Consider the following 17,659-nt stretch of genomic DNA (forward strand, 5'->3'; position numbering starts at 1 on the left):
CGGGCGGGCCAATAGGAGACTCTGTACATGTCAGGATTTTTGACTACCCCCGGCGCCGTCATCGCAAACAGGTTTTACGCTGAACGAGGTCCCACGCATGCTTGTTCCGCCTGCAAAACGCTCCGCGCTGACGAGTCGGCACGGTCGGTCGACGGTCCTCTGACGCCATGTCCTTTGGCCAGTTTGCGGTGGCATATAAGGGTTGCGGCAATGGCTGTGAAGGCGAAGAAGTGCGCAGGCTTGGTCGAGCGTGACCGGTGTGACGATTCCGCCGTTCAGGAGGCTGTGAGTGCTTGACCGGCTTGGCATGCGGCCTCATCTGCCGGAGACGTCTCAAGAATATCCGCCCGTGGCCGCGTTACGAGCTCTTAGTTCAGAGAAGACCTCTGGGTTATGAGCCCAGCGAGCTACCGAGCTGCTCCACCCCGCGTTAGATTCCTGCAGCTTACGCCAACTATTCCGCCCCCGATACCATGAGCGCCTGCCGGCCGCGAGGGGTGCCGGCGGTCACGGCTGCCCCTTGCTCCTTTCCTCTGACCCCCTCGTTGGCAGCCAGGCCGTGAATCTGCTGGCTTTCCGCGAGTGCGCTGATCGTCGAACGGATTCCCTCGATGGGCTGGCCTTCTTCGCCTTGGCGCTGCCCACGCCGGCATCGGCGTCTACGGTCGGCGAACGGGTACGGGCGCGGTGCACAAGGCGGGGGAGTGGGATGAAGAGTTGGGAGAGGGCGCTGTCGGTGCTGGAGGCGCTGCGTGAGCGTGGGCAGGCGGCCGGGCATGGCTGGGCGCTCGACACCGAGCTTCTTCTGTCGCACCAGCAGCAGGTGAACGCCCTGGAGAGTCAGGGCCTGGTGGAGCTTGCCTGCCGGGAGGACCGCGCGGAGCTGTCGGCTCTGGACGGGCGCCCCGTGCGGTGGGCGGCCCGACTGACGCCACACGGCCATGACGCCCTTACCTATGGCTGCTCCCGCCCCCGGGCCGAGCCCTCGCCCGGCGGGGAGGAAGCAGACCGGCAGGTGGTGGAGCTAATCCCCTCGCAGATGGCGGCGCTGCGCGTGTTTGTCGGCCTCACCGGCCGGCTCCGGGTGCCGCCCGCTGATGGGCTGGGGGAGCAGGTCCGCACGGCCTCGTGTGATCACGGCATCAAGCGGTGGCGGCTGTATCTGACGACGGAGCAGATCGCTTCGGTGGCGTACGGGTTGTGGCTGCACCGGATGACGGGCTCCGCCGCAGAAGCCAACCGCTTCGGCCGCGAGTACGGCGTCGTACACGACCCGGTCAGAGCCTCGGACGAGGGAGCCGCGGCCGCCGACGGCAGACCGTCGGCGGCCGCGGGGGATGGTGCGGGGGTCAGCGGGCGAGGGTGACGGTGATGGGCTGGTCGGGGCAGCGGCTGAGGGCCTCGGACAGCGCGGCGTGTTCGGTGGGGTCGATGGTCAGGCCCCAGCGGGTCTTGTCGGCTACCCAGTCGGTGGCGTACTGGCAGCGGTACCCCTGGGCGGCCGGCTGCCAGGTGCTGGGGTCCTGGTCGCTCTTGCTGCGGTTGCTGGCGGCGGAGACCGCGATGAGTGCGCGGGCGTCGCCCAGGTCGTTGGCGTAGGCCTCGCGTTCCTTGGCGGTCCAGGCGGAGGCACCGCTGTCCCAGGCCTCGGCGAGGGGGACGAGGTGATCGATGTCGAGGGCCCGCGCGTCGGTGAAGTACTTGTCGTCGTACGGGCTGTACCACTCTCCGCCGGTGAGCGCACAGCCCGGGCTTTGCTGCGGGGCGATAACGGCCTCGGCCTTGAGGACTTCCTGCCGGGTGTTGCAGCCGTCCTTGTCGGCGTCGATCCAGTGGCGGAACTTGGTGCGTTCGTAGCCGGTCCGGTTTTCGTCCTGGACGGGGAGCGCCTGGAGGGCGTCGCGGACGGGCATTGCCACCGTGTCGCCGGGGGCGACGGCCTGGGCGGGTGTGGAGGCGTGTGCGGTGGTGGGGGCGAGCAGTACGGCGAGTGCGGACAGTGTGGCGGCAGTCGTACGGGCGGCGGGGGTGAAGCGCACGAGGACTTTCCTCTCGAAGATCACGAACGGTTTGTGATCTTCGTAGCGGGCCAGTACCCCGCCCGTCTGGCACTCTGCCGTCGCCTCACTCGTGCGGCTGGTAAGTCACACCGCCGCCAATGACGTCGCGCGGCCGCGGGGCTGCACCGCGTACCGGTACGGGCACGGCCTAGTATGCTTCGAACGCCTCTGACAGGCCCCACTGCCGGGACCGTGGCGCGGCGGAGGTGCGTCCCACGGTCTCACCCAGTTGGTGGCTGGATGTAGTCGTCCAGGCGCGCCACGGTGAATCCCTGCTTCTGGATGCGCTTGAGCAGGTTGCCGAACATCTCCGTCATCGTGGTGCCCTTGAGTTCCTTGGGTCCGCGGAAGTGGGCGAGGATGATGTCGCCGGGACGCAGTTTCTTGTCCGCTTCCTGATACCGCAAGGTGTGATCTGCATGGATTCCCGCCACCGGACGATTGCCCGGGGCCCGCATTCTCCCACCGCGGTCTTGGTGTCGCTGTTGTATGCGCCGTAGGGCGGGCGGAACAGGAGCGGTGCGGTGCCGTACTGATGGGTGAGGATTTTCTGGTCGCCGCACACCTCTTCCTTCTAGCGGGCCAACGGGAGGGTGTTCATTGCGGGGTGGTGCAGGGTGTGGTTCTCGATGTGGTTGCCCATCGCCTGCAGTGGTTTGAAGTACCCGTAGTCCGACTTGATGGTGTAGTTCATGAGGAACATCGTGATCGGAATCTTCAATTCCCTCATCATCTCGATGAACTTGGGGTCCTTCTCCGATCCGTCGTCGACCGTGATGAAGACGACCTTCTGCGAGATCGGTAGGTGCTCGAAGACCGGGACGGTTCCGGTAGCGGAGAGCTTGACGGGCCTGTCGGCCGGGGGTTTCGGGGGCGCGGGCAGCGGTGTGAGACTCCACTTCTGCCAGTCGGTGGCGTTCGGTACGGTGCTGGAGGCTGGCTGCGACGAGGTGGCGGCCGGGCCCGTTGCGCTGCCTCCCCCTGCGCCGCAGCCGCTGGCGGCCATGGCCGCCACGACCGCGCCTGTCAGTGACCCGTAGAACCCGCTCCGCCTGTTGTGCCGATTCACCGCACCGGTCTTCCGTAAGTACCGTGCCGTCCTTGACTCTGTTGGGAAAGGTACCCGGCCATGCGGGAGCAGGCGTTCATTGACCAGGCCGTGTACGCCGCGTGCCAGTTCTCGGTGAACAGCAACTCCTCGATCGCGCTTTCCGGAGCGATGCCACCGGGCGAGGCGGCGACCTCTATCATGTTCATTTTGATACCGAGTTCGGCGAGCGCGGCCCACTGCGCGGGCTACAGGCGACCGGCGTGTGTTCGCCGGTCCGTTGGGAACCGAGGAGTACGCCTACAGCGTCGAGTTCATGTGCGGCTGACTCGGCGTCTCCACACCCTGTCAGTCAACGTGACAGCGCCCATCCCAGCGACCTGACCAGCACACTGACTCAATTTTTCGTGTCAGTGTCCTCTGTGGAACGCGACCCCCCTGGGATTTGCCTTCGAGTGGACTCCAGCCTCCAGACTGATCACGACAAGATCCGTGCTGCGGACAGAAGGACGGCAGTAGATGGAGACGACGAGCCAGATGGGGCATCCTCTGCCCTACGACACCTACCGGCAGGCGGTAGAGCGGGAGACCCTGCAGTTTGCCGAGGTGGTCAAATGTGCAGACCCCGCGACCGCCGTGCCTTCCTGCCCCAACTGGACGCTGGCCGAGCTCACCCGGCACGTGGGAGCGCTGCAGCGCTGGTTCTGCACGCTGCTGACCCGGCTGGTGCAGGAGCCTCCGCACAGTCGCGACGTGGAGCTGGGGCTGCCGGAACGTGCGCAGGAATATGGCGACTGGGTGGCAGCGGGCGTACCCCATGTAGCCGCCGTGCTGCGGGCCACGGATCCCCAGGCGGTGATGTGGGCGTGGGGTGAGGACCAACACGCGCGGTTCTGGGCCCGCCGGATGCTGTTCGAAACGCTGGTGCACCGGGTGGACGCGGAGCGTGCCGTCGGCCGGAAGTCGGACATCGACCCCGCGCTGGCGGCGGACGGGGTTGACGAGTTCCTCGTCAACCTGCCCTACGCGGGCCTCTTCGCCCCGGCCGTGGCGAAGCTGCACGGCAACGGCGAGACCATCGCCTTCCAGCGCGCGGACTCCGCCGGCGAAACCGGCGAGGAGTGGCGGGTGCGGCTGGATCCGGACGGTTTCCGACTGCTGACGCGGGCCGGAGCCGACGCCGCGCCGTCCAAGGCGCAGGCGGCAGTACGGGGGCAGTCGGCCGACCTCCTCCTGCTGCTCTACGGGCGGCGGTCGTACCAGGAGACCGCCTTCGACATCTCAGGCGAGGTCACGGCACTCGACTGCTGGTTCGCCCACACAGCCTTCTGATCCGCGTCAAGGAGCGCGCCGGTGGAGCTCGGTGACGGACTCGACGACCAACGGCTCCCCTTTGAGCTCGTCCCGAACCGCTTGCCCGACTCACCGTCTGCACTTAGGACCAGCGAGCCGCCTGTCATCGCTGGCGCCATCCGGTCTCGGTCAGCCCTGCGGCGGCGAGGTTGCGGCGGTTGTTGGCGAGCTGCTTCCAGGTGCGTGCCGATGGAGGGCACCGGTCTGTGCTGTCCGGATGCCCTCGCCCGGCTGTGGCCCGGGAGTCGAAGACTGTCAGAACGGTCTTCGGCCCCCGGCGGGGTGTAACGGCCGCGGCTGGCCTGACGACGGGTGGCACCGGGTGCACTCGAATCGCCGCATCACCAGCACGCCCGCCATGGCGGGCTAGCGGCGGCCGACCTAGTGGTCGTGATGCCGGTGCTGGTCGCCGTGCCAGCCGTGCCGCCGGTCCCGGTCGCCGAAGCGATCGCGGTCACGGTCGTGGTCGCCGTACCAGCCGCGATTCCCTTGGAGGTCAGCCGATGCCGGTGACCTGGAGTGCGGTGGTCCAGTTGTTCTTGATGGCGCTGCGGGCGGCGGAGAGGGTGATGGTGCCGTTGCAGACGGCGTTCTTCAGTTTCGTCTCGGTGCCGTCTTTGGTGTAGGCGGTCTTCGTGCCGTAGTGCGGCTCGGGCCACAGGTTGCCGGGGTCGCGGGGCGCACCGCCGAGTTCCAGCGGTACGAGGTGGTCCTCCTCGTAGTCCGACATGTTGGTGTCGGAGTAGCCGTAGTCGATGATGCCCTGTGCTTTGAGCGGGTTGGTGTAGGAGGTGGGGGGCCGGACGGTGTCGGTCCAGCCGGACACGCAGATGGTGCTGTGGATGTTCGATTGGGTGACGTTGGGGTTGTAGGAGCCGGGCGTGCAGGAGGAGTCGGGCAGCGGCAGGTGGGACTGGGAACAGGCGGAGGCGTGCGCGGTGCCGCTCACCGCGATGATGAGGCATGCGGCGGCCATGCCGAGGGCGGTGGTGGTGGCGGTGACGCGGCGCAGAGGTCGCATTTGGGGGTCTCCCGTCTCGGCCTGGAGGTCGTGTTCCAGGCGGCTGACGGAATGACAGCACCCACCGGATCTATGCGGGTAGATGCGGGCGGTGAACATCTGGTGACCTTCACTTTCTCCATACCGGGGCATGGGCGAGCCTTGCCCAAAGCCGCAGTTTCGCTTGGGACTTGAGCCGAACGGGCTGCGCGGTGGCGCGCCCCGCATTCTGTCGCGCTTCTTGGCGCGGGCCCCGGCCGGTGTGCTGATGCGCTGGCCGGGCAGTATGTGCCCAGCCATTGCCTGCTCGTGAGGGGTCGTCATGCACTCCAGCTACCGTGCCGCGTCATCCGTGCTGTTCGCCGCGGTGTTCCTGGCGGGCTGCTCGCCAGCCGCAACGGGCGGATCTGCCGCGTCGCCGGCCGGGACTACGGCCACGGGGCCTTCAGGCACGGGCGCACACGGCGGCCCGCAAGGGGCGATCGCGGTCGGGGCCGGCCCGCAGACCACTTACACCGTCCAGAAGCAGCCTCCAGCGGGGAGTTGCCACTTCCGGTACGAGAGGGGGGAGCCGCTGGAGGACCCAGCGTGTACGCCGGGCGCCGTCTCTCCGGCGGTCACGCAGGCGAATCTGAAGTCCACGATCTGCCGCAAGGGTGGCTACACCTCCAGTATCCGGCCGTCCACCTCCGTCACCGGCAAGGAGAAGGCGCTGAACGCTGCCTCGTACGGCTACAAGGGCCCCATGGGCGATGCCGAGTACGACCACCTGATCAGTCTGCAGCTAGGCGGCGACCCCAACGATCCCCGCAACCTGTGGGTCGAGCCGCCGGACCCGGGCCACAAGGCGGCCGGCGGGGTCAACAATCTGAAGGACCCGGTGGAGACGAAACTGCACACCGCGGTCTGCGCCGGGAAGGTCTCCCTGACGGCCGCGCAGAAGGCCATCGTCACCGACTGGACCACGGCTCTGAGTACCCTCGGTCTTGGGTGAGGGCGCCGCGGTTGGAGGATGTCCCGACGGACTACCGGTAAGTCACCGGCCGGTCTACGGCAGTCGTATACAGCTGAAGGCCCCAGCTGGACGGGGGAGGCCAGCCGGGGCGGCAGGTGGTGGCGTGCGGAGGGCGGTCGCCTCTCGGCGGAGGGCTCCATGGGGCTTCAGCCGGACGGTCGTCCCCATGGGTTGTAGGTGAGGCCCGGGGACACTGTCCCCTCCGCAGCCACACTTTAATGAACGGTCAATTTGCTGAGGTTGTTCCCTCGGCTGTCTGGCGGCGGCCTCTGTGAGGTGGCGCACCCGCCGGTCTCCTGGGGAGGTGGGGAAAGGCGAGGAAGTGGGCCGCCCGTGTCGGCTCGGCCGACGGTTCGGGCGGCAGTGAGCAAGACCGAACGGCCTGATCGTGGATGCAGTCGGCGGCGAAGAGATCGAACTCGGCTTCCGGCCAAAGGGCCGGGTTGCGGCGGATGGTCGGGCCGCGAGGTCGGAAGCGGCTGGCGCCCGGCAGGGCGCCTGCGTCCTGGTCGGGTCGCTCTTCTGCGGGGGCGCGGTGCCGGAGCGCTCGGCCGGGCTGGGTGATATCGACTGCCAATGCGTGACACCCGCTCACCTATGACTGAAACAGACCAAAAACGGTGTGCAGTCTTTGCGTTGCCTGTGCTTGGATGGCATCAACGCGACGGGGGTACGCGGGAGTTGACGGTGTGCCTTCGTCGGTTGAGACCAACAACCGGGGGTACAACTTGAAAACGGGACAGCTGCTCACTACAGGGGCCGTGGCGCTGGGATTGCTCGCAACAGCCGCCGCCCCGTCAGCATCAGCCGTGGCCGGACAGTCGGGTGACGGACGGCTGCGCGGCACCATCGGCCAGCCCCAGGCCCGGGCGAACGCTCTGGCCAGCCCGGCCGCGAACGCCTCCTGCACCGTCAACCGCATCACGGTCAACCGCTTCAGCGAGTGCGAGTGGGTCACCGTCCATCTCGACGTCGTGAAAGTCATCAACGGGCGCCCGGTCATCGAGGGCACCGCCGACTTCAGCGTCAAGCACCAGATGACACTGAAGACCAACTCCGCCAACTGGACTGAGAAGTTCACCATCTCCAAGGCGGCCACCACGGGCCAGGGCAACGGCGTCGCCGTCAAGTTCTCCGCCACCTCCGGCGGCGGCACCAAGGCCACCGCCCACTTCCAGCAGGGCCACACCCTCGACAGCGCGGCCAGCGGCAGCGTCGACTACAAGACCACCGCCATCGCCCCCAAGAAGATCAACCCCAAGGCGAAGACCACCTACGGCTACACCTTCACCAAGGCCGGCTACAGCCCCGGCAGCGTCTCCTACGCCTCCGCCGTCTACCGCTGCGACAACTACTACGGCAGCACCCGGGCCAGCCGGGCCGGATGCGCCATCCCCGAAGCGCCCACCGGGGTGAGCATGGTCGGCCTGGCCCGCATCGACGAAGGCATCCGCAAGCTCCGCTCCCGCGGCGGCCATTACGGCGACCCGAACGGCGGCAAGCCCCTGCACTGGATGATCAACAAGACTCAGGAGGGCCGTAACCGGGCCGCGGTGTGCCCGCGGACCGCGCCGGCAGACATGCGCCGCGCCGGCCGCACCTCGTGTGACGAGTACCCGTTCGCTTCCACCTACGAGGGTGGCACCGCCCTTCCTGCCGCCCAGCGGGAAATCACCTGGGTCAAGGTGAATGAGAACAAGGCCCAGGGTGGACGCATCACCGCATGGCGCGGCCAGATGCACGTCATGGATCACGACCCGTTCTACGTGATCGCCTGACCGCCGTTACAGTCCCCGCAAGACTGGGTGCCTCTTCCCGCATCGTGCGGGAGGGGGCACCCTGCCCCTGTTCAAGGAGGCTTTCCATGCTGGTCCGTGCATCGTCGTTCACTGTCGATCTCGGCGAAGGCGGCTATCTGATCGGCTTCACCGACGACTACGAGTACCCCAAGGAGATGCCCTTCGGCTGGCGCTGCGGCCCGGCCACCGACGCCGGCGCCGTCGTCCTCACCACCACCGACACCGGCCCCCTCCACCTGACAGTCCAGGTCCACGACGCCCCGCCAGCACCCGAGGCCGGCGGCGAGTGGGAGCCCGCGGAAGAGATCAGCTTGCAGGCCGACCTCCCCGCCCTCTACGTCGCGACCCTCGAGCAGGGCGACATCCTGGACGCGTGGCCGGACGACGAACCTCTCCTGGAGTTCCCGTTCTCATCCGACGGGTCGGACTGGGTGCGGATGCGCCTGTACTGCCACGCCGACGACCCCGAGCCCGGCATCGGCGACCACGGGGAACGCCACCTGGTCCAACTCTGGCCTGCACCCCACACGCCCCCCGTACACCCCGACATCACCGAAGCGGACCGCCAGGCCCGCGCCGACTACGCCGCGGACATGGCCATGCCGGTGGAGGACTACACCACTTCATACACGCACGACGGCGAACAAGACTGACACCCGCTGGGCCGGTCGACCGCGGGAAGCGCTGTACCGAGGATCGCAGGTCCGTCTGGAATATTAGCCGTTGCAAGTGATCCGGATATCGAGGTCTTGCGCACAGCTGAGAGAGAAATCAACCGGCTGAAGCGCCGCCGCAGCATCCCTACCGCCACGAACGCGCGGTGTCAAAACCACCGGCACCTTCGACCGCCAAAGGAGCGGTAGTCGTCGACGCCTTCGACGTATGCGCAGACTGTAGTGCAGTGAAACCGGACTCATTCTGCACGAGGAGGTACCTTCGGTGACGAGTGGAGCCCCGGTATCTCGGCCTGCGCCTGTTTGCTTCCTCAGGTGTCTGGTCAGCGACGAGGCCCTCGTCATCATCTGAACGGCGCGAGTGACTGTTCCTCCGACGCGCGGGCCAGCCCGTCCGGGGCGTGGGATCGGGCAGTCCAGGCATCCTCCTTGGACCGGCGGGCCCGCGGTTCGGTCTCGACCGGACGCATGGCGGTAAGTGGTTCACCGGGACATCTTGTTACACCCCCGCTTTGGCGCGCATCCGTCTGTGGGCATGGACGGTCGGTTGAGTGGCTTCCGAGCAATGAGCGCTTACGTCGTGCAGGACGCGCGAGAGATCGAATTCGGCACCAGGCGTGGTGACGGGTGGTGCCGCACCTGGGGACGTTTCCGTTGTGGCACCACCCGTCACCACATTCGGCGGCCTGTCGGCTGATTTGGGCACTGTTCGGCTGAGCCTCCGCAGTGCTCGGTGCTGGAGTGTTTTGACCGCTCCGTCGGTCTTGCCCATGACGCGTGCAGTCTCGTTGACGGAGAGGCAGGCGAAGAAGCGCAGGGTAAGGCACTCCTGCTGCGGCGCACTCAACTGAACCAGGGCTGACAAAAGTTCGGCGTGGCGGCCAGCGCCGGGTGTCACAGGGTTCTGCGTGCCGCATGCTTCGAACATGTCGTCGGCAGTGACCTGGAGCCTGAATCGGCTGTCCGCCAGGTCGCTGGCCACGAGTGCGCGGGCAATGCTCATCAGCCAGGCACTGAAGTCTCTTTGCTGCCAGGTGAAGCGCTTGATGTTGCGCAACGCCCGGAGGAAGGTCTGCGCGGTGAGCTCTTCGGCCGTGTCTTTGCGGCCCACACGGAGATAGAGGTAGCGGTAGACGGTGTCGGCGTGCGTGTCGTACAGACTGGCGAAGGCCTCCGAATCCCCGCTTTGGGCCCGCTCGACCGTGGTGGCCGAGGCGGCTTGCGGGCACCCGGCTTCTGGAGGAGGGCCGTCGGAACCCTGAGGAGGATTCCGCTCGGTACTGGGATGGGGACTCGGCTGTGGCTCCAGGAGTTCCTTGAGGCGCCGGCGCGCGTGGACCAGGTGGGCGCGGGCGGTGCTGTCTGCGATTTGCAGCCTCTTGGCGATGTCGCTGATCTTCCAGCCCTCGAAATAGTGGAGGGTGGTGACGGTGCGCTGCATGTCCGGGAGGTCCTTGAGGTACGTGACGAGCGTGACGTAGTCGATGACTCTGCCGCTGGAATCGCGTGCGAGGGGCATGGCATCTGGGGTGAGCGTGGCAAGTGGTGCAGGGTGCCGACCCTGGTGGTAGGTCCAGATGGTGCGGCGGACGGCAACTCCCGCGTACGCGGCCGGATTTTCGATGTCGTCCCAGCGGCGGTAGACATCGATCAGTGCGTCCTGGACGGCATCAGCAGCCAATTCCCGGTTGTCGGCAAACTCGCGGGCCTGGGCAACGAGGCTGGAGAAGTAGAGGGTATAGAACTCCTCGAAGTTGTTCGGGCGGGGCCCGTTTCCGTCGAGGTGACGGAAACGGGCCGCAGTGACGGTGTGAAGGTTCACTGTCCGATGTTCTCCTGGGTGGTGGTAGGGGCAGGACGTCGCGGGGGTCGGGCTGGGCTAACTGCCGTCGAGCAGGGTCGCCAAGACCGTCAGGACAGCGACAACGAGCATGAAGAACGTCAGCCGCTCCATGGTGTCCATGGAGCGCCACCACGTCGTCTGCTCGGCCGAGGCGATTCGTACGGTGCAGCGCCGAAGGCAACGGCCGCCGAGGATCCAGGACAGCAGAAGGGGTACGGCGAACCCCGCGACCGCGGCGGCCTGCACGGCGAGAGAGCCGTGCTGGCCAGGCAGCAGGCCGGCGGCGTAGAGCACGGCTGCCAGGACCGTGTCCACCGCCAGGCCGAGGACGAAGAAGTCCCGCTGCTGCGCGGTGGACCGCAAGTCCCAGAAGCGGCGGGTGGGAGTGAAGATCCGCCGCAGTTCGCGGTGACGGGCGCGGGCCCAGTCCTCGTTGGCCCCGGCGATGATGATGTCCACGCCGTCGGCCGAAATGGACAGCTGCATCATCTGCTGGTCGTTAGACGCGCAGGCCGTCAGATTGGTGAGAACGACCGGGGCGCCCAGGGGAAGGGCGTCCACGATCGCCGGGGCCGCCAGGAGCTCATTGAGGTTGCCGGCGGAGGCCACGATGAAGCCGTCGTCCTCGTCCGAACCCGTGCGGGGCACGGGGAACTGCGTGCGCAGCTTCTGCCGCTCCGCAGGCTCGAAATGGCGCTCGATCACCCGCAGTGCCTCGCGGATAGCTCCGTCGGTGACGTGGCGCGGTTTGATATTCAGCGGTCGCCGATGCAGAAGCGTCGACTCTGACATGTACAAGTCTCTCTTTAGTTGAATCGCTATCAGGTGTGCGACCTATCGCTTTCAATCTCGGCCAGAGACTCGGGGTCGCTAGCAGACAGCAATATCAACACCATCGCCTGACATTCAAATTTACTGTCAACATGCACGCAACTGACATGCGCATAATTGGTATTGCTACTGTTGTCAGGAGAATCGATACTTCGATAGTCTGATCGACCTCCGTACGATTGTCCGCCTGTTGTCGGACCTGCGAGGAGTGGGCGCGAGATATGAAATGGCGGCCAACGCTCTGCGGCGGGTAACACCTTACTTTTCCTAGGGATGTTCACTGTTTGAGGAAGGGGCGCTGGTTGTGGTGAGGCGGCAGAGCCTGATGGCACAGCTGAAATGCCAGGATGAACCCAAGCCCTGGGCCCCTGAGGGTCGTCCCGTTATTCGGGTGCTGGGTGGGACACCTGGTGCGGGTTGGTACGGTTGTCCGCATTTGAGTGGCCTGGACGTGTGCTGGGCCTCAGACCTTGTGGAGGCCGGGCGGTGCGGTTCGTCTGCCGGAACTTTGGACTGTCGGATCTGCCGCGGCGCGGTCTCACTCCGCAGAAAGCCCCGCTGGAGGTGCTGCTCCTCGACATCGAGGCGGAGCTCTCCATCTGGGAGCAAGGGCGGGTGGTGTGGTCCGAGGAGGCGTTCCCCGTGGCCGAGCTGGCGTACCACCTGGCGCTCTGGCTCCAGAGTCCGGCCGCCGGCCACGAAGACTTCGAGCTCGATTCGATGCAGGCGGATCCGGGGCTGATCCGCATCGTGCACTCCGATGACGACTGGCGGATCGGCTCCATCTTCACGCCGGACTTCTGGACCTCACCCGTCGCCTGGGAAGTTCTCGTGAAAGAGATCAAGCAGTTCGACCGCTCCGTACGCGAGGGCGTTGCCGCGATGGGCATCGAGCCCGCCTTCATCCCAGAGCCCTGACGGCTGTTCGGGCGACCGGGTGGGATGATCATGAAGTGCCTGGTGTGATCACGGCGTCACAGCCGTCCTGGATAGCGCCGTTTGCCGGGCTGAGCCCGCGCTGTTTCCGCAAGCTCATGGCCACGCTGCGCCGCGAGGGAGCGGACACCGTCCGGCGCGGGCGGCCATGGAGCTTGCCGCTGGAGGGCCGTGTCCTGCTCGTCGCGGCGTACTGGCGCACCAACTTGACGCTGCGCCAGCTGGCCCCGCTCTTCGGCGTCTCGAAGTCCGCGGCCGACCGCATCATCAACCACCTCGGCCCGTTGCTCGCGCTCCGGCCCCGCAAGCGGTTCCGCAAGGACACCGTGCTCGTCGTGGACGGCACCCTGGTGCCCACCCGCGACCACACGGTGGCCGAACAGTCCAAGAACTACCGCTACTCCACCAAGCACCAGGTCATCATCGACGCCGACAGCCGCCTGGTCGTGGTGGTCGGCCAGCCCCTTCCCGGCAGCCGCAACGACTGCAAGGCATGGGAGGAATCCGGGGCCAGGGCCGCCGTCGGCAACACGTGACGATCGCCGACGGCGGCTACCGGGAACCGGCCTGGTGATGCCCCACCGGCGCCGCAAGGGCGAGGAACTGCCCGAGTGGAAACAGGCACACAACAAGTCCCACAAACAGATTCGCGCCCGTGTGGAGCACGCCTTCGCCCGTATGAAGAGCTGGAAGATCCTTCGCGACTGCCGCCTCAAGGGAGACGGCGTACACCACGCTATGAGCGGCATCGCCCGCCTTCACAACCTCGCCCTCGCCGGATAGAAGAGCGCGCCGCACAGCGATCGCCTTCGCTGACACCCAGCCGAAGATCAGTTACGGGACAAGTCTTGGCTGGCTGAAGCGCCAAGGCTCCGGCAGGCAGTTGTTCTAGGCGGGTGCCGTCCAGCCCTGCTGGCAACCCCTGGCTTCAGGCGGACCGGGACCATGGGGTCGCGGCCGCCCTGGAGGCGGGAGCCCGTAGGCCCCCGCCCCGGGGAGTCTGCCCCGAGTCTCTGGCCGGAGCGCAAGGCAGCCTCTATCACCTGATGCGATCAACGCATCGTGTGGCCGGACGTGACCGGACACACACCATCTAAGTGCTCCTGAGGCGCTGAAACGCTGAGTGCGTTGACCGGCCCCTCGGTTACGCCCCTGCATTGGTGACTCGGCAGCCTCATGCCTTCCGGTCCGCCGATGGACTCGCGTGTGTGCTCGATTCCGGCCCGATTTGGCCCGTTGGCAGGCTCAATCGGGGCTGGCGGGTGAATTTTGCCTACGTGCTTGTGGGTCGTGCTCATGGCAAGGCTTCGGCGTAGTCGCGTACTGTCTGGTTCACGCGGATTTGCCGCGCCTCGCGGTGCTCCGAGAGCGGGGTGGGTATACCAGGTCTTGACGAGCGAAAATGATCCTCATGGACATTGTCGTTGAGATCCATGTGCCCCTTAGGGAAGCCCCGGGCACTCCGGAAGGTTCCTATCCCTTCCCGTGGATCGACCACATTCGTTGACATCCGCCCCAGTCGACCCAGGTCAGCTGGCTGCACACGGTGAGCAGGCTGGGTAGTGCATGTTGGTACCGAAGACGCGGAGCAGGCCACTGCCTACCAGGAGGGTACGGGGGCGTCGGCCGGTGGACAGTGATTGCCTACTTCCAATGCCGGGTCAGTATTCAGTCCACTGCAGTGCGAGTGGCCCTGTACCAGCCCGCGGGCGCCAGCTCGGATGGACACCGAATCCGCTCATGCGAAAGGCTCGATGACCATGCCGCGAACCCGTTCGTTCATGCAGGTCGATGTGTTCTCCGCACAGCCCTACGGTGGCAATCCGGTCGCGGTCGTGCTGGACGGCACGGACCTGGCGGATGAGGAGATGCAGCGTCTGGCGCGCTGGACGAATCTGTCCGAGACCACATTCGTGCTGCCCCCCGCTGCCGCGGAGGCGGACTACCGGCTGCGGATCTACACGCCCGGGGGCGAGCTGCCGTTCGCGGGGCATCCCACCCTGGGTTCTGCGCGGGCCTGGCTGGAGGGCGGCGGCACGTCGCAGCACGCCGACCGGATCGTGCAGGAGTGCGCGGCGGGCCTGGTCACCGTGCGTCGCGGGGACGGCTCGCTGTCCTTCGCGGGCCCGCCCAGGGTGCGCGAAGGCGCCCTCGACGACGCCTATCTGGATCAGATCGTCGCCGCGTTCGGTATCACCCGGGAGCGGGTGCTTGCCCACCAGTGGGTTGACAACGGGCCTGGCTGGGCGGTGGTCCAGCTGGCCACCGCCCAGGACGTCCTCGCCCTCGAGCCCGACCTGTCTCTCATTCCGACCGCGATGGTCGGCGCGATCGGGGCCCACCCCGAGGGATCCTCGCACCACTTCGAGATGCGCACCTTCGCCCCAGGGGCAGGCGTTCCCGAGGACCCGGCGTGTGGCAGCATGAATGCCGGTGTCGGGCAGTGGCTCACCGCCATCGGCGGGGCACCCTCCGCCTACCGGGTCTCCCAGGGCACCCGGCTGGGGCGGGCCGCCAGCATCGAAATCACCGCCGATCCGGACGGCACCGTCTGGGTCAGTGGCGCCGCGACGGTGTGCATCCGCGGCTCCATCACCGCGTGACATTCCCGCTGCCCGCGCCCGCGCGGCACCCGCCGGCTCCGGTCATGGGACGACCGTCACCGTGGGCTGCCCGGGCCGCGGGCAGCTGGTTGTCATGGGGTGTCGAGTGTCTTCATGATGACGAAGCTGTTGACCGTGCCAACGCCGGGCAGGGCGGCCAGCTGGTTGGCGTGGAAATCCTCGTAGGCGGGCAGATCGGCGACTTCCACCTGCAGCAGGTAGTCGAAGTTGCCGGTGATGTGGTGGCAGGCGGTCACCTCCGGCAGCTCCATCACCTGCTGTTCGAAGGCGACCACGGCTGCGCGGGTGTGCCGCATCAGCCGCACCCCAGCGAAGACGCGCAGCCCTCGGCCGACCGCCGCCGGGTCGATCAGCGCCCGGTAGCCGCGGATGACGCCGGTCTCCTCCAGCTGCCGTACGCGCCGCAGGCACGGTGAGGGCGTCAGTCCGACGCGGGCGGCGAGCTCGTTGTTGCTGATACGGCCGTCCCGTTCGAGTACGGCCAGGATCGACCGGTCCACTTCATCCATGACAGCAGAATATTGCTTGAAAAGCTTACCTAGCACAATTGAATGCTGCGCTTGAGCGCAAGATCTTGCCAAGATTGCCGACAGCCGGGTCACGTCGGCTTTGCCGGCGGCCATGCTGGATATGGACATAGCGTCGAATTCCGGAAGGGTAGCCATGCCGGGCAAGAGCACCGTCACCGTTCACGCCGACCGTGAGATCCACTCCAGCCGCGCTGTTGCGCCGCCCATCTACCACACGGCGGCGTTCTCGGCCGAGGACGCCGCCACCTTCGCCGCCGGCGCTGTCGAGCCGCGGGGCGCCGACTTCTATACCCGCTTCGGCAACCCCAACCATGCCCAGGTCGCGGCCGTGGTCGCGGAGCTGGAGGGCACTGAGGCCGCGATGGTCACCGCGTCCGGCATGGCTGCGATCACCACGGCGGTACTCGCTCTGGTGTCCGCCGGTGACCATGTCATCGGGCAGAAGTCCACCTACGGCGGCACTGCATCGGTCCTGCTCAATCTGCTGCCGCGCCTGGGCGTGTCCACCACGCTGGTCGACCAGACGAGGCCCGAGGAGTTCGAGAAGGCCCTCACTCCCAAGACGCGGCTGATCCTGGTGGAGACACCGAGCAACCCGCTGCTGCAGATCACCGATCTGCGCGCCGTCGCCGACCTGGCCCATGCCCATGGTGTGCTGACCCTGGCGGACAACACCTTCGCCACCCCGCTGAACCAGCGTCCGGCTGACTTCGGCATCGACGTGGTCTGGCACAGTGCGACGAAGTACCTCAACGGCCACTCCGACGTCTCCGCCGGGGTGCTGGCCGGGCCGGCGAAGATCCTGGACCGGATCTGGGACACCAGCCTGCTCACCGGCGCCACCCTCGGCCCCATCGACGCCTGGCTGCTGCTGCGGGGCATACGCACCCTGCCGCTGCGCGTGCCGCGGCACAACGACAACGGCCTCGCCCTCGCCGAGGCACTGAACAGCCACCCGGCAGTGGCGCGCGTGCACTACCCCGGCCTGGCGACCCACCCGCAGCACAAGCTGGCCGCCGACCAGATGAAGGGATTCGGCGGGGTGCTGAGCGTCGAATTCACCGGCGGATACGAGATGGCCGATGCTTTCCTGTCCCACCTGCGCTATCCACGCCGCTCGGCCGGCCTGGGCGGTGTCGAGTCCCTCGCCGTGCACCCGGCCTCCATGTGGGCCGGAATGCTCAGCGACGACCAGATCACCGACGCCGTCCCGGCGTGCCTGGTGCGGCTGGCGGCCGGCACCGAGGACACCGCCGACCTGGTCGCCGACGCCCTCGCCGCAGTCGACGCCCTGCACCACTGAGCGCCCCTGCACCCGGCCTCCGCCCGCCTGTCGCGGGTCAACGTGAACCACCGAAGCAAAGGACTCCTGTCATGAAGACCCTGCTCTCTCGCGGCGCCGTCGTCAGCATGGACCCGGCCATCGGGGACCTTGAGCGCGGCGACGTGCTCATCGAGAACGGAAAGATCACCCATGTGGCCGAGCGGATCGACGCGCCGGACGCCGAGGTGATCGACGCGTCCGACCGGATCGTCATGCCCGGCTTCGTCGACAACCACCGCCACGGCTGGCAGACCGCGTTCCGCGGCGCCGGCGCGGACTGGACGTTCCCTGAGTGGGCGGTGGCCATGCACAGCACCGTCAAGCCGCACTACCAGCCCGAAGACGTCTACCTGGGCACCCTGCTCGGCCGCCTTGAGGCGCTGCACTCCGGCGTGACCACGATGCTGGACTGGTACCACGTCGCGCAGGGCCCGGAGCACGAGGACGCCGCCATCGCCGCACTGCGCGACGTACCGGCCCGGTCCAGGCACACACGGACCAACGATCAGATGATCCGAAAGTAACGTCCTAGTAGTGCTTCGTTACGTTGAGTGATCTCGGCTGATCGTGGGCAGCTTCCCGGAGTGAGGTTGGGGGAAGTGGACCGGCTCCGGGGCGAGTT

Annotated in this window: 15 protein-coding genes and 3 pseudogenes; 10 read left to right on the forward strand and 8 right to left on the reverse strand. The window is 67.1% G+C overall.

Features of this window, described 5'->3' with window-relative positions; translation table 11 throughout:
- Positions 1-173: 173 nt before the first annotated feature.
- Positions 174-260, reverse strand: a pseudogene (locus tag ACIQTP_RS26885) (IS5/IS1182 family transposase); the annotation flags it as partial.
- 449 nt (positions 261-709) lie between these two features.
- Between ACIQTP_RS26885 and ACIQTP_RS26890 the strand changes: the two are divergent.
- Complete coding sequence (locus ACIQTP_RS26890) at positions 710-1,366, forward strand: DUF6417 family protein (protein ID WP_403404082.1); 657 nt, start codon at positions 710-712, stop codon at positions 1,364-1,366.
- Here the strand turns inward: ACIQTP_RS26890 and ACIQTP_RS26895 are convergent.
- The 3 genes and pseudogenes from ACIQTP_RS26895 to ACIQTP_RS26905 form a co-directional block, all read right to left on the reverse strand.
- Positions 1,350-2,039 (reverse strand): HNH endonuclease family protein, encoded by a 690-nt coding sequence (locus tag ACIQTP_RS26895; protein WP_403404085.1) that lies wholly within the window; start codon positions 2,037-2,039, stop codon positions 1,350-1,352. The genes ACIQTP_RS26890 and ACIQTP_RS26895 overlap by 17 nt on opposite strands.
- A gap of 242 nt (positions 2,040-2,281) precedes the next feature.
- Positions 2,282-2,467 carry a hypothetical protein gene (locus tag ACIQTP_RS26900; protein WP_402052258.1) on the reverse strand — a complete coding sequence of 62 codons (186 nt, stop codon included), beginning with the start codon at positions 2,465-2,467 and terminating at the stop codon, positions 2,282-2,284.
- 98 nt (positions 2,468-2,565) lie between these two features.
- Positions 2,566-3,066 (reverse strand): annotated as a pseudogene (locus ACIQTP_RS26905) (polysaccharide deacetylase family protein); the annotation flags it as partial.
- A 561-nt stretch (positions 3,067-3,627) separates the two neighbouring features.
- Here ACIQTP_RS26905 and ACIQTP_RS26910 point away from each other — a divergent pair.
- Positions 3,628-4,440: a maleylpyruvate isomerase family mycothiol-dependent enzyme gene (locus tag ACIQTP_RS26910; RefSeq protein WP_403404088.1), complete on the forward strand. Its 813-nt coding sequence runs from the start codon at positions 3,628-3,630 to the stop codon at positions 4,438-4,440.
- 517 nt (positions 4,441-4,957) lie between these two features.
- On the opposite strand, the gene ACIQTP_RS26915 is transcribed toward ACIQTP_RS26910, so the two are convergent.
- On the reverse strand, positions 4,958-5,482 hold the full coding sequence (locus tag ACIQTP_RS26915; protein ID WP_403404091.1) for a hypothetical protein: 525 nt from the start codon (positions 5,480-5,482) through the stop codon (positions 4,958-4,960).
- Positions 5,483-5,783: 301 nt separating this feature from the next.
- On the opposite strand from ACIQTP_RS26915, the gene ACIQTP_RS26920 reads away from it, so the two are divergent.
- The 3 genes from ACIQTP_RS26920 to ACIQTP_RS26930 all read left to right on the forward strand — a co-directional run bounded on the left by ACIQTP_RS26920 (position 5,784) and on the right by ACIQTP_RS26930 (position 8,928).
- A complete protein-coding gene (locus ACIQTP_RS26920; RefSeq protein ID WP_403404094.1) occupies positions 5,784-6,455 on the forward strand; it encodes a hypothetical protein in 672 nt (223 codons plus the stop codon).
- A gap of 830 nt (positions 6,456-7,285) precedes the next feature.
- Positions 7,286-8,254, forward strand: a complete 969-nt coding sequence (locus ACIQTP_RS26925; RefSeq protein ID WP_403404097.1) for a NucA/NucB deoxyribonuclease domain-containing protein — start codon at positions 7,286-7,288, stop codon at positions 8,252-8,254.
- Between the two features lie 86 nt (positions 8,255-8,340).
- Positions 8,341-8,928: a hypothetical protein gene (locus ACIQTP_RS26930; protein WP_403404100.1), complete on the forward strand. Its 588-nt coding sequence runs from the start codon at positions 8,341-8,343 to the stop codon at positions 8,926-8,928.
- A 520-nt stretch (positions 8,929-9,448) separates the two neighbouring features.
- Here the strand turns inward: ACIQTP_RS26930 and ACIQTP_RS26935 are convergent.
- Positions 9,449-10,771 (reverse strand): RNA polymerase sigma factor, encoded by a 1,323-nt coding sequence (locus ACIQTP_RS26935; RefSeq protein ID WP_403404103.1) that lies wholly within the window; start codon positions 10,769-10,771, stop codon positions 9,449-9,451.
- Positions 10,772-10,828: 57 nt separating this feature from the next.
- Entirely contained in the window at positions 10,829-11,584 is a 756-nt protein-coding gene (locus ACIQTP_RS26940) for a hypothetical protein (protein WP_403404106.1), read from the reverse strand.
- Positions 11,585-12,187: 603 nt separating this feature from the next.
- Between ACIQTP_RS26940 and ACIQTP_RS26945 the strand changes: the two genes are divergently transcribed.
- The 3 genes and pseudogenes from ACIQTP_RS26945 to ACIQTP_RS26955 all read left to right on the forward strand — a co-directional run bounded on the left by ACIQTP_RS26945 (position 12,188) and on the right by ACIQTP_RS26955 (position 15,162).
- Positions 12,188-12,541, forward strand: a complete 354-nt coding sequence (locus ACIQTP_RS26945; RefSeq protein ID WP_402053018.1) for a hypothetical protein — start codon at positions 12,188-12,190, stop codon at positions 12,539-12,541.
- Between the two features lie 35 nt (positions 12,542-12,576).
- Positions 12,577-13,342 (forward strand): annotated as a pseudogene (locus tag ACIQTP_RS26950) (transposase).
- A 977-nt stretch (positions 13,343-14,319) separates the two neighbouring features.
- Positions 14,320-15,162 carry a PhzF family phenazine biosynthesis protein gene (locus ACIQTP_RS26955; protein ID WP_403404109.1) on the forward strand — a complete coding sequence of 281 codons (843 nt, stop codon included), beginning with the start codon at positions 14,320-14,322 and terminating at the stop codon, positions 15,160-15,162.
- Positions 15,163-15,254: 92 nt separating this feature from the next.
- On the opposite strand, the gene ACIQTP_RS26960 is transcribed toward ACIQTP_RS26955, so the two are convergent.
- Positions 15,255-15,692 (reverse strand): Lrp/AsnC family transcriptional regulator, encoded by a 438-nt coding sequence (locus tag ACIQTP_RS26960; protein WP_402053005.1) that lies wholly within the window; start codon positions 15,690-15,692, stop codon positions 15,255-15,257.
- A 154-nt stretch (positions 15,693-15,846) separates the two neighbouring features.
- On the opposite strand from ACIQTP_RS26960, the gene ACIQTP_RS26965 reads away from it, so the two are divergent.
- Entirely contained in the window at positions 15,847-17,016 is a 1,170-nt protein-coding gene (locus tag ACIQTP_RS26965; RefSeq protein ID WP_403404112.1) for a trans-sulfuration enzyme family protein, read from the forward strand.
- 71 nt (positions 17,017-17,087) lie between these two features.
- Entirely contained in the window at positions 17,088-17,561 is a 474-nt protein-coding gene (locus ACIQTP_RS26970; RefSeq protein WP_403404114.1) for an amidohydrolase family protein, read from the forward strand.
- Positions 17,562-17,659 lie beyond the last annotated feature (98 nt).

Origin of the sequence: Streptomyces sp. NPDC090798 (genome assembly GCF_044768965.1) — a bacterium.
In the GTDB taxonomy this organism is placed as follows: domain Bacteria; phylum Actinomycetota; class Actinomycetes; order Streptomycetales; family Streptomycetaceae; genus Streptomyces.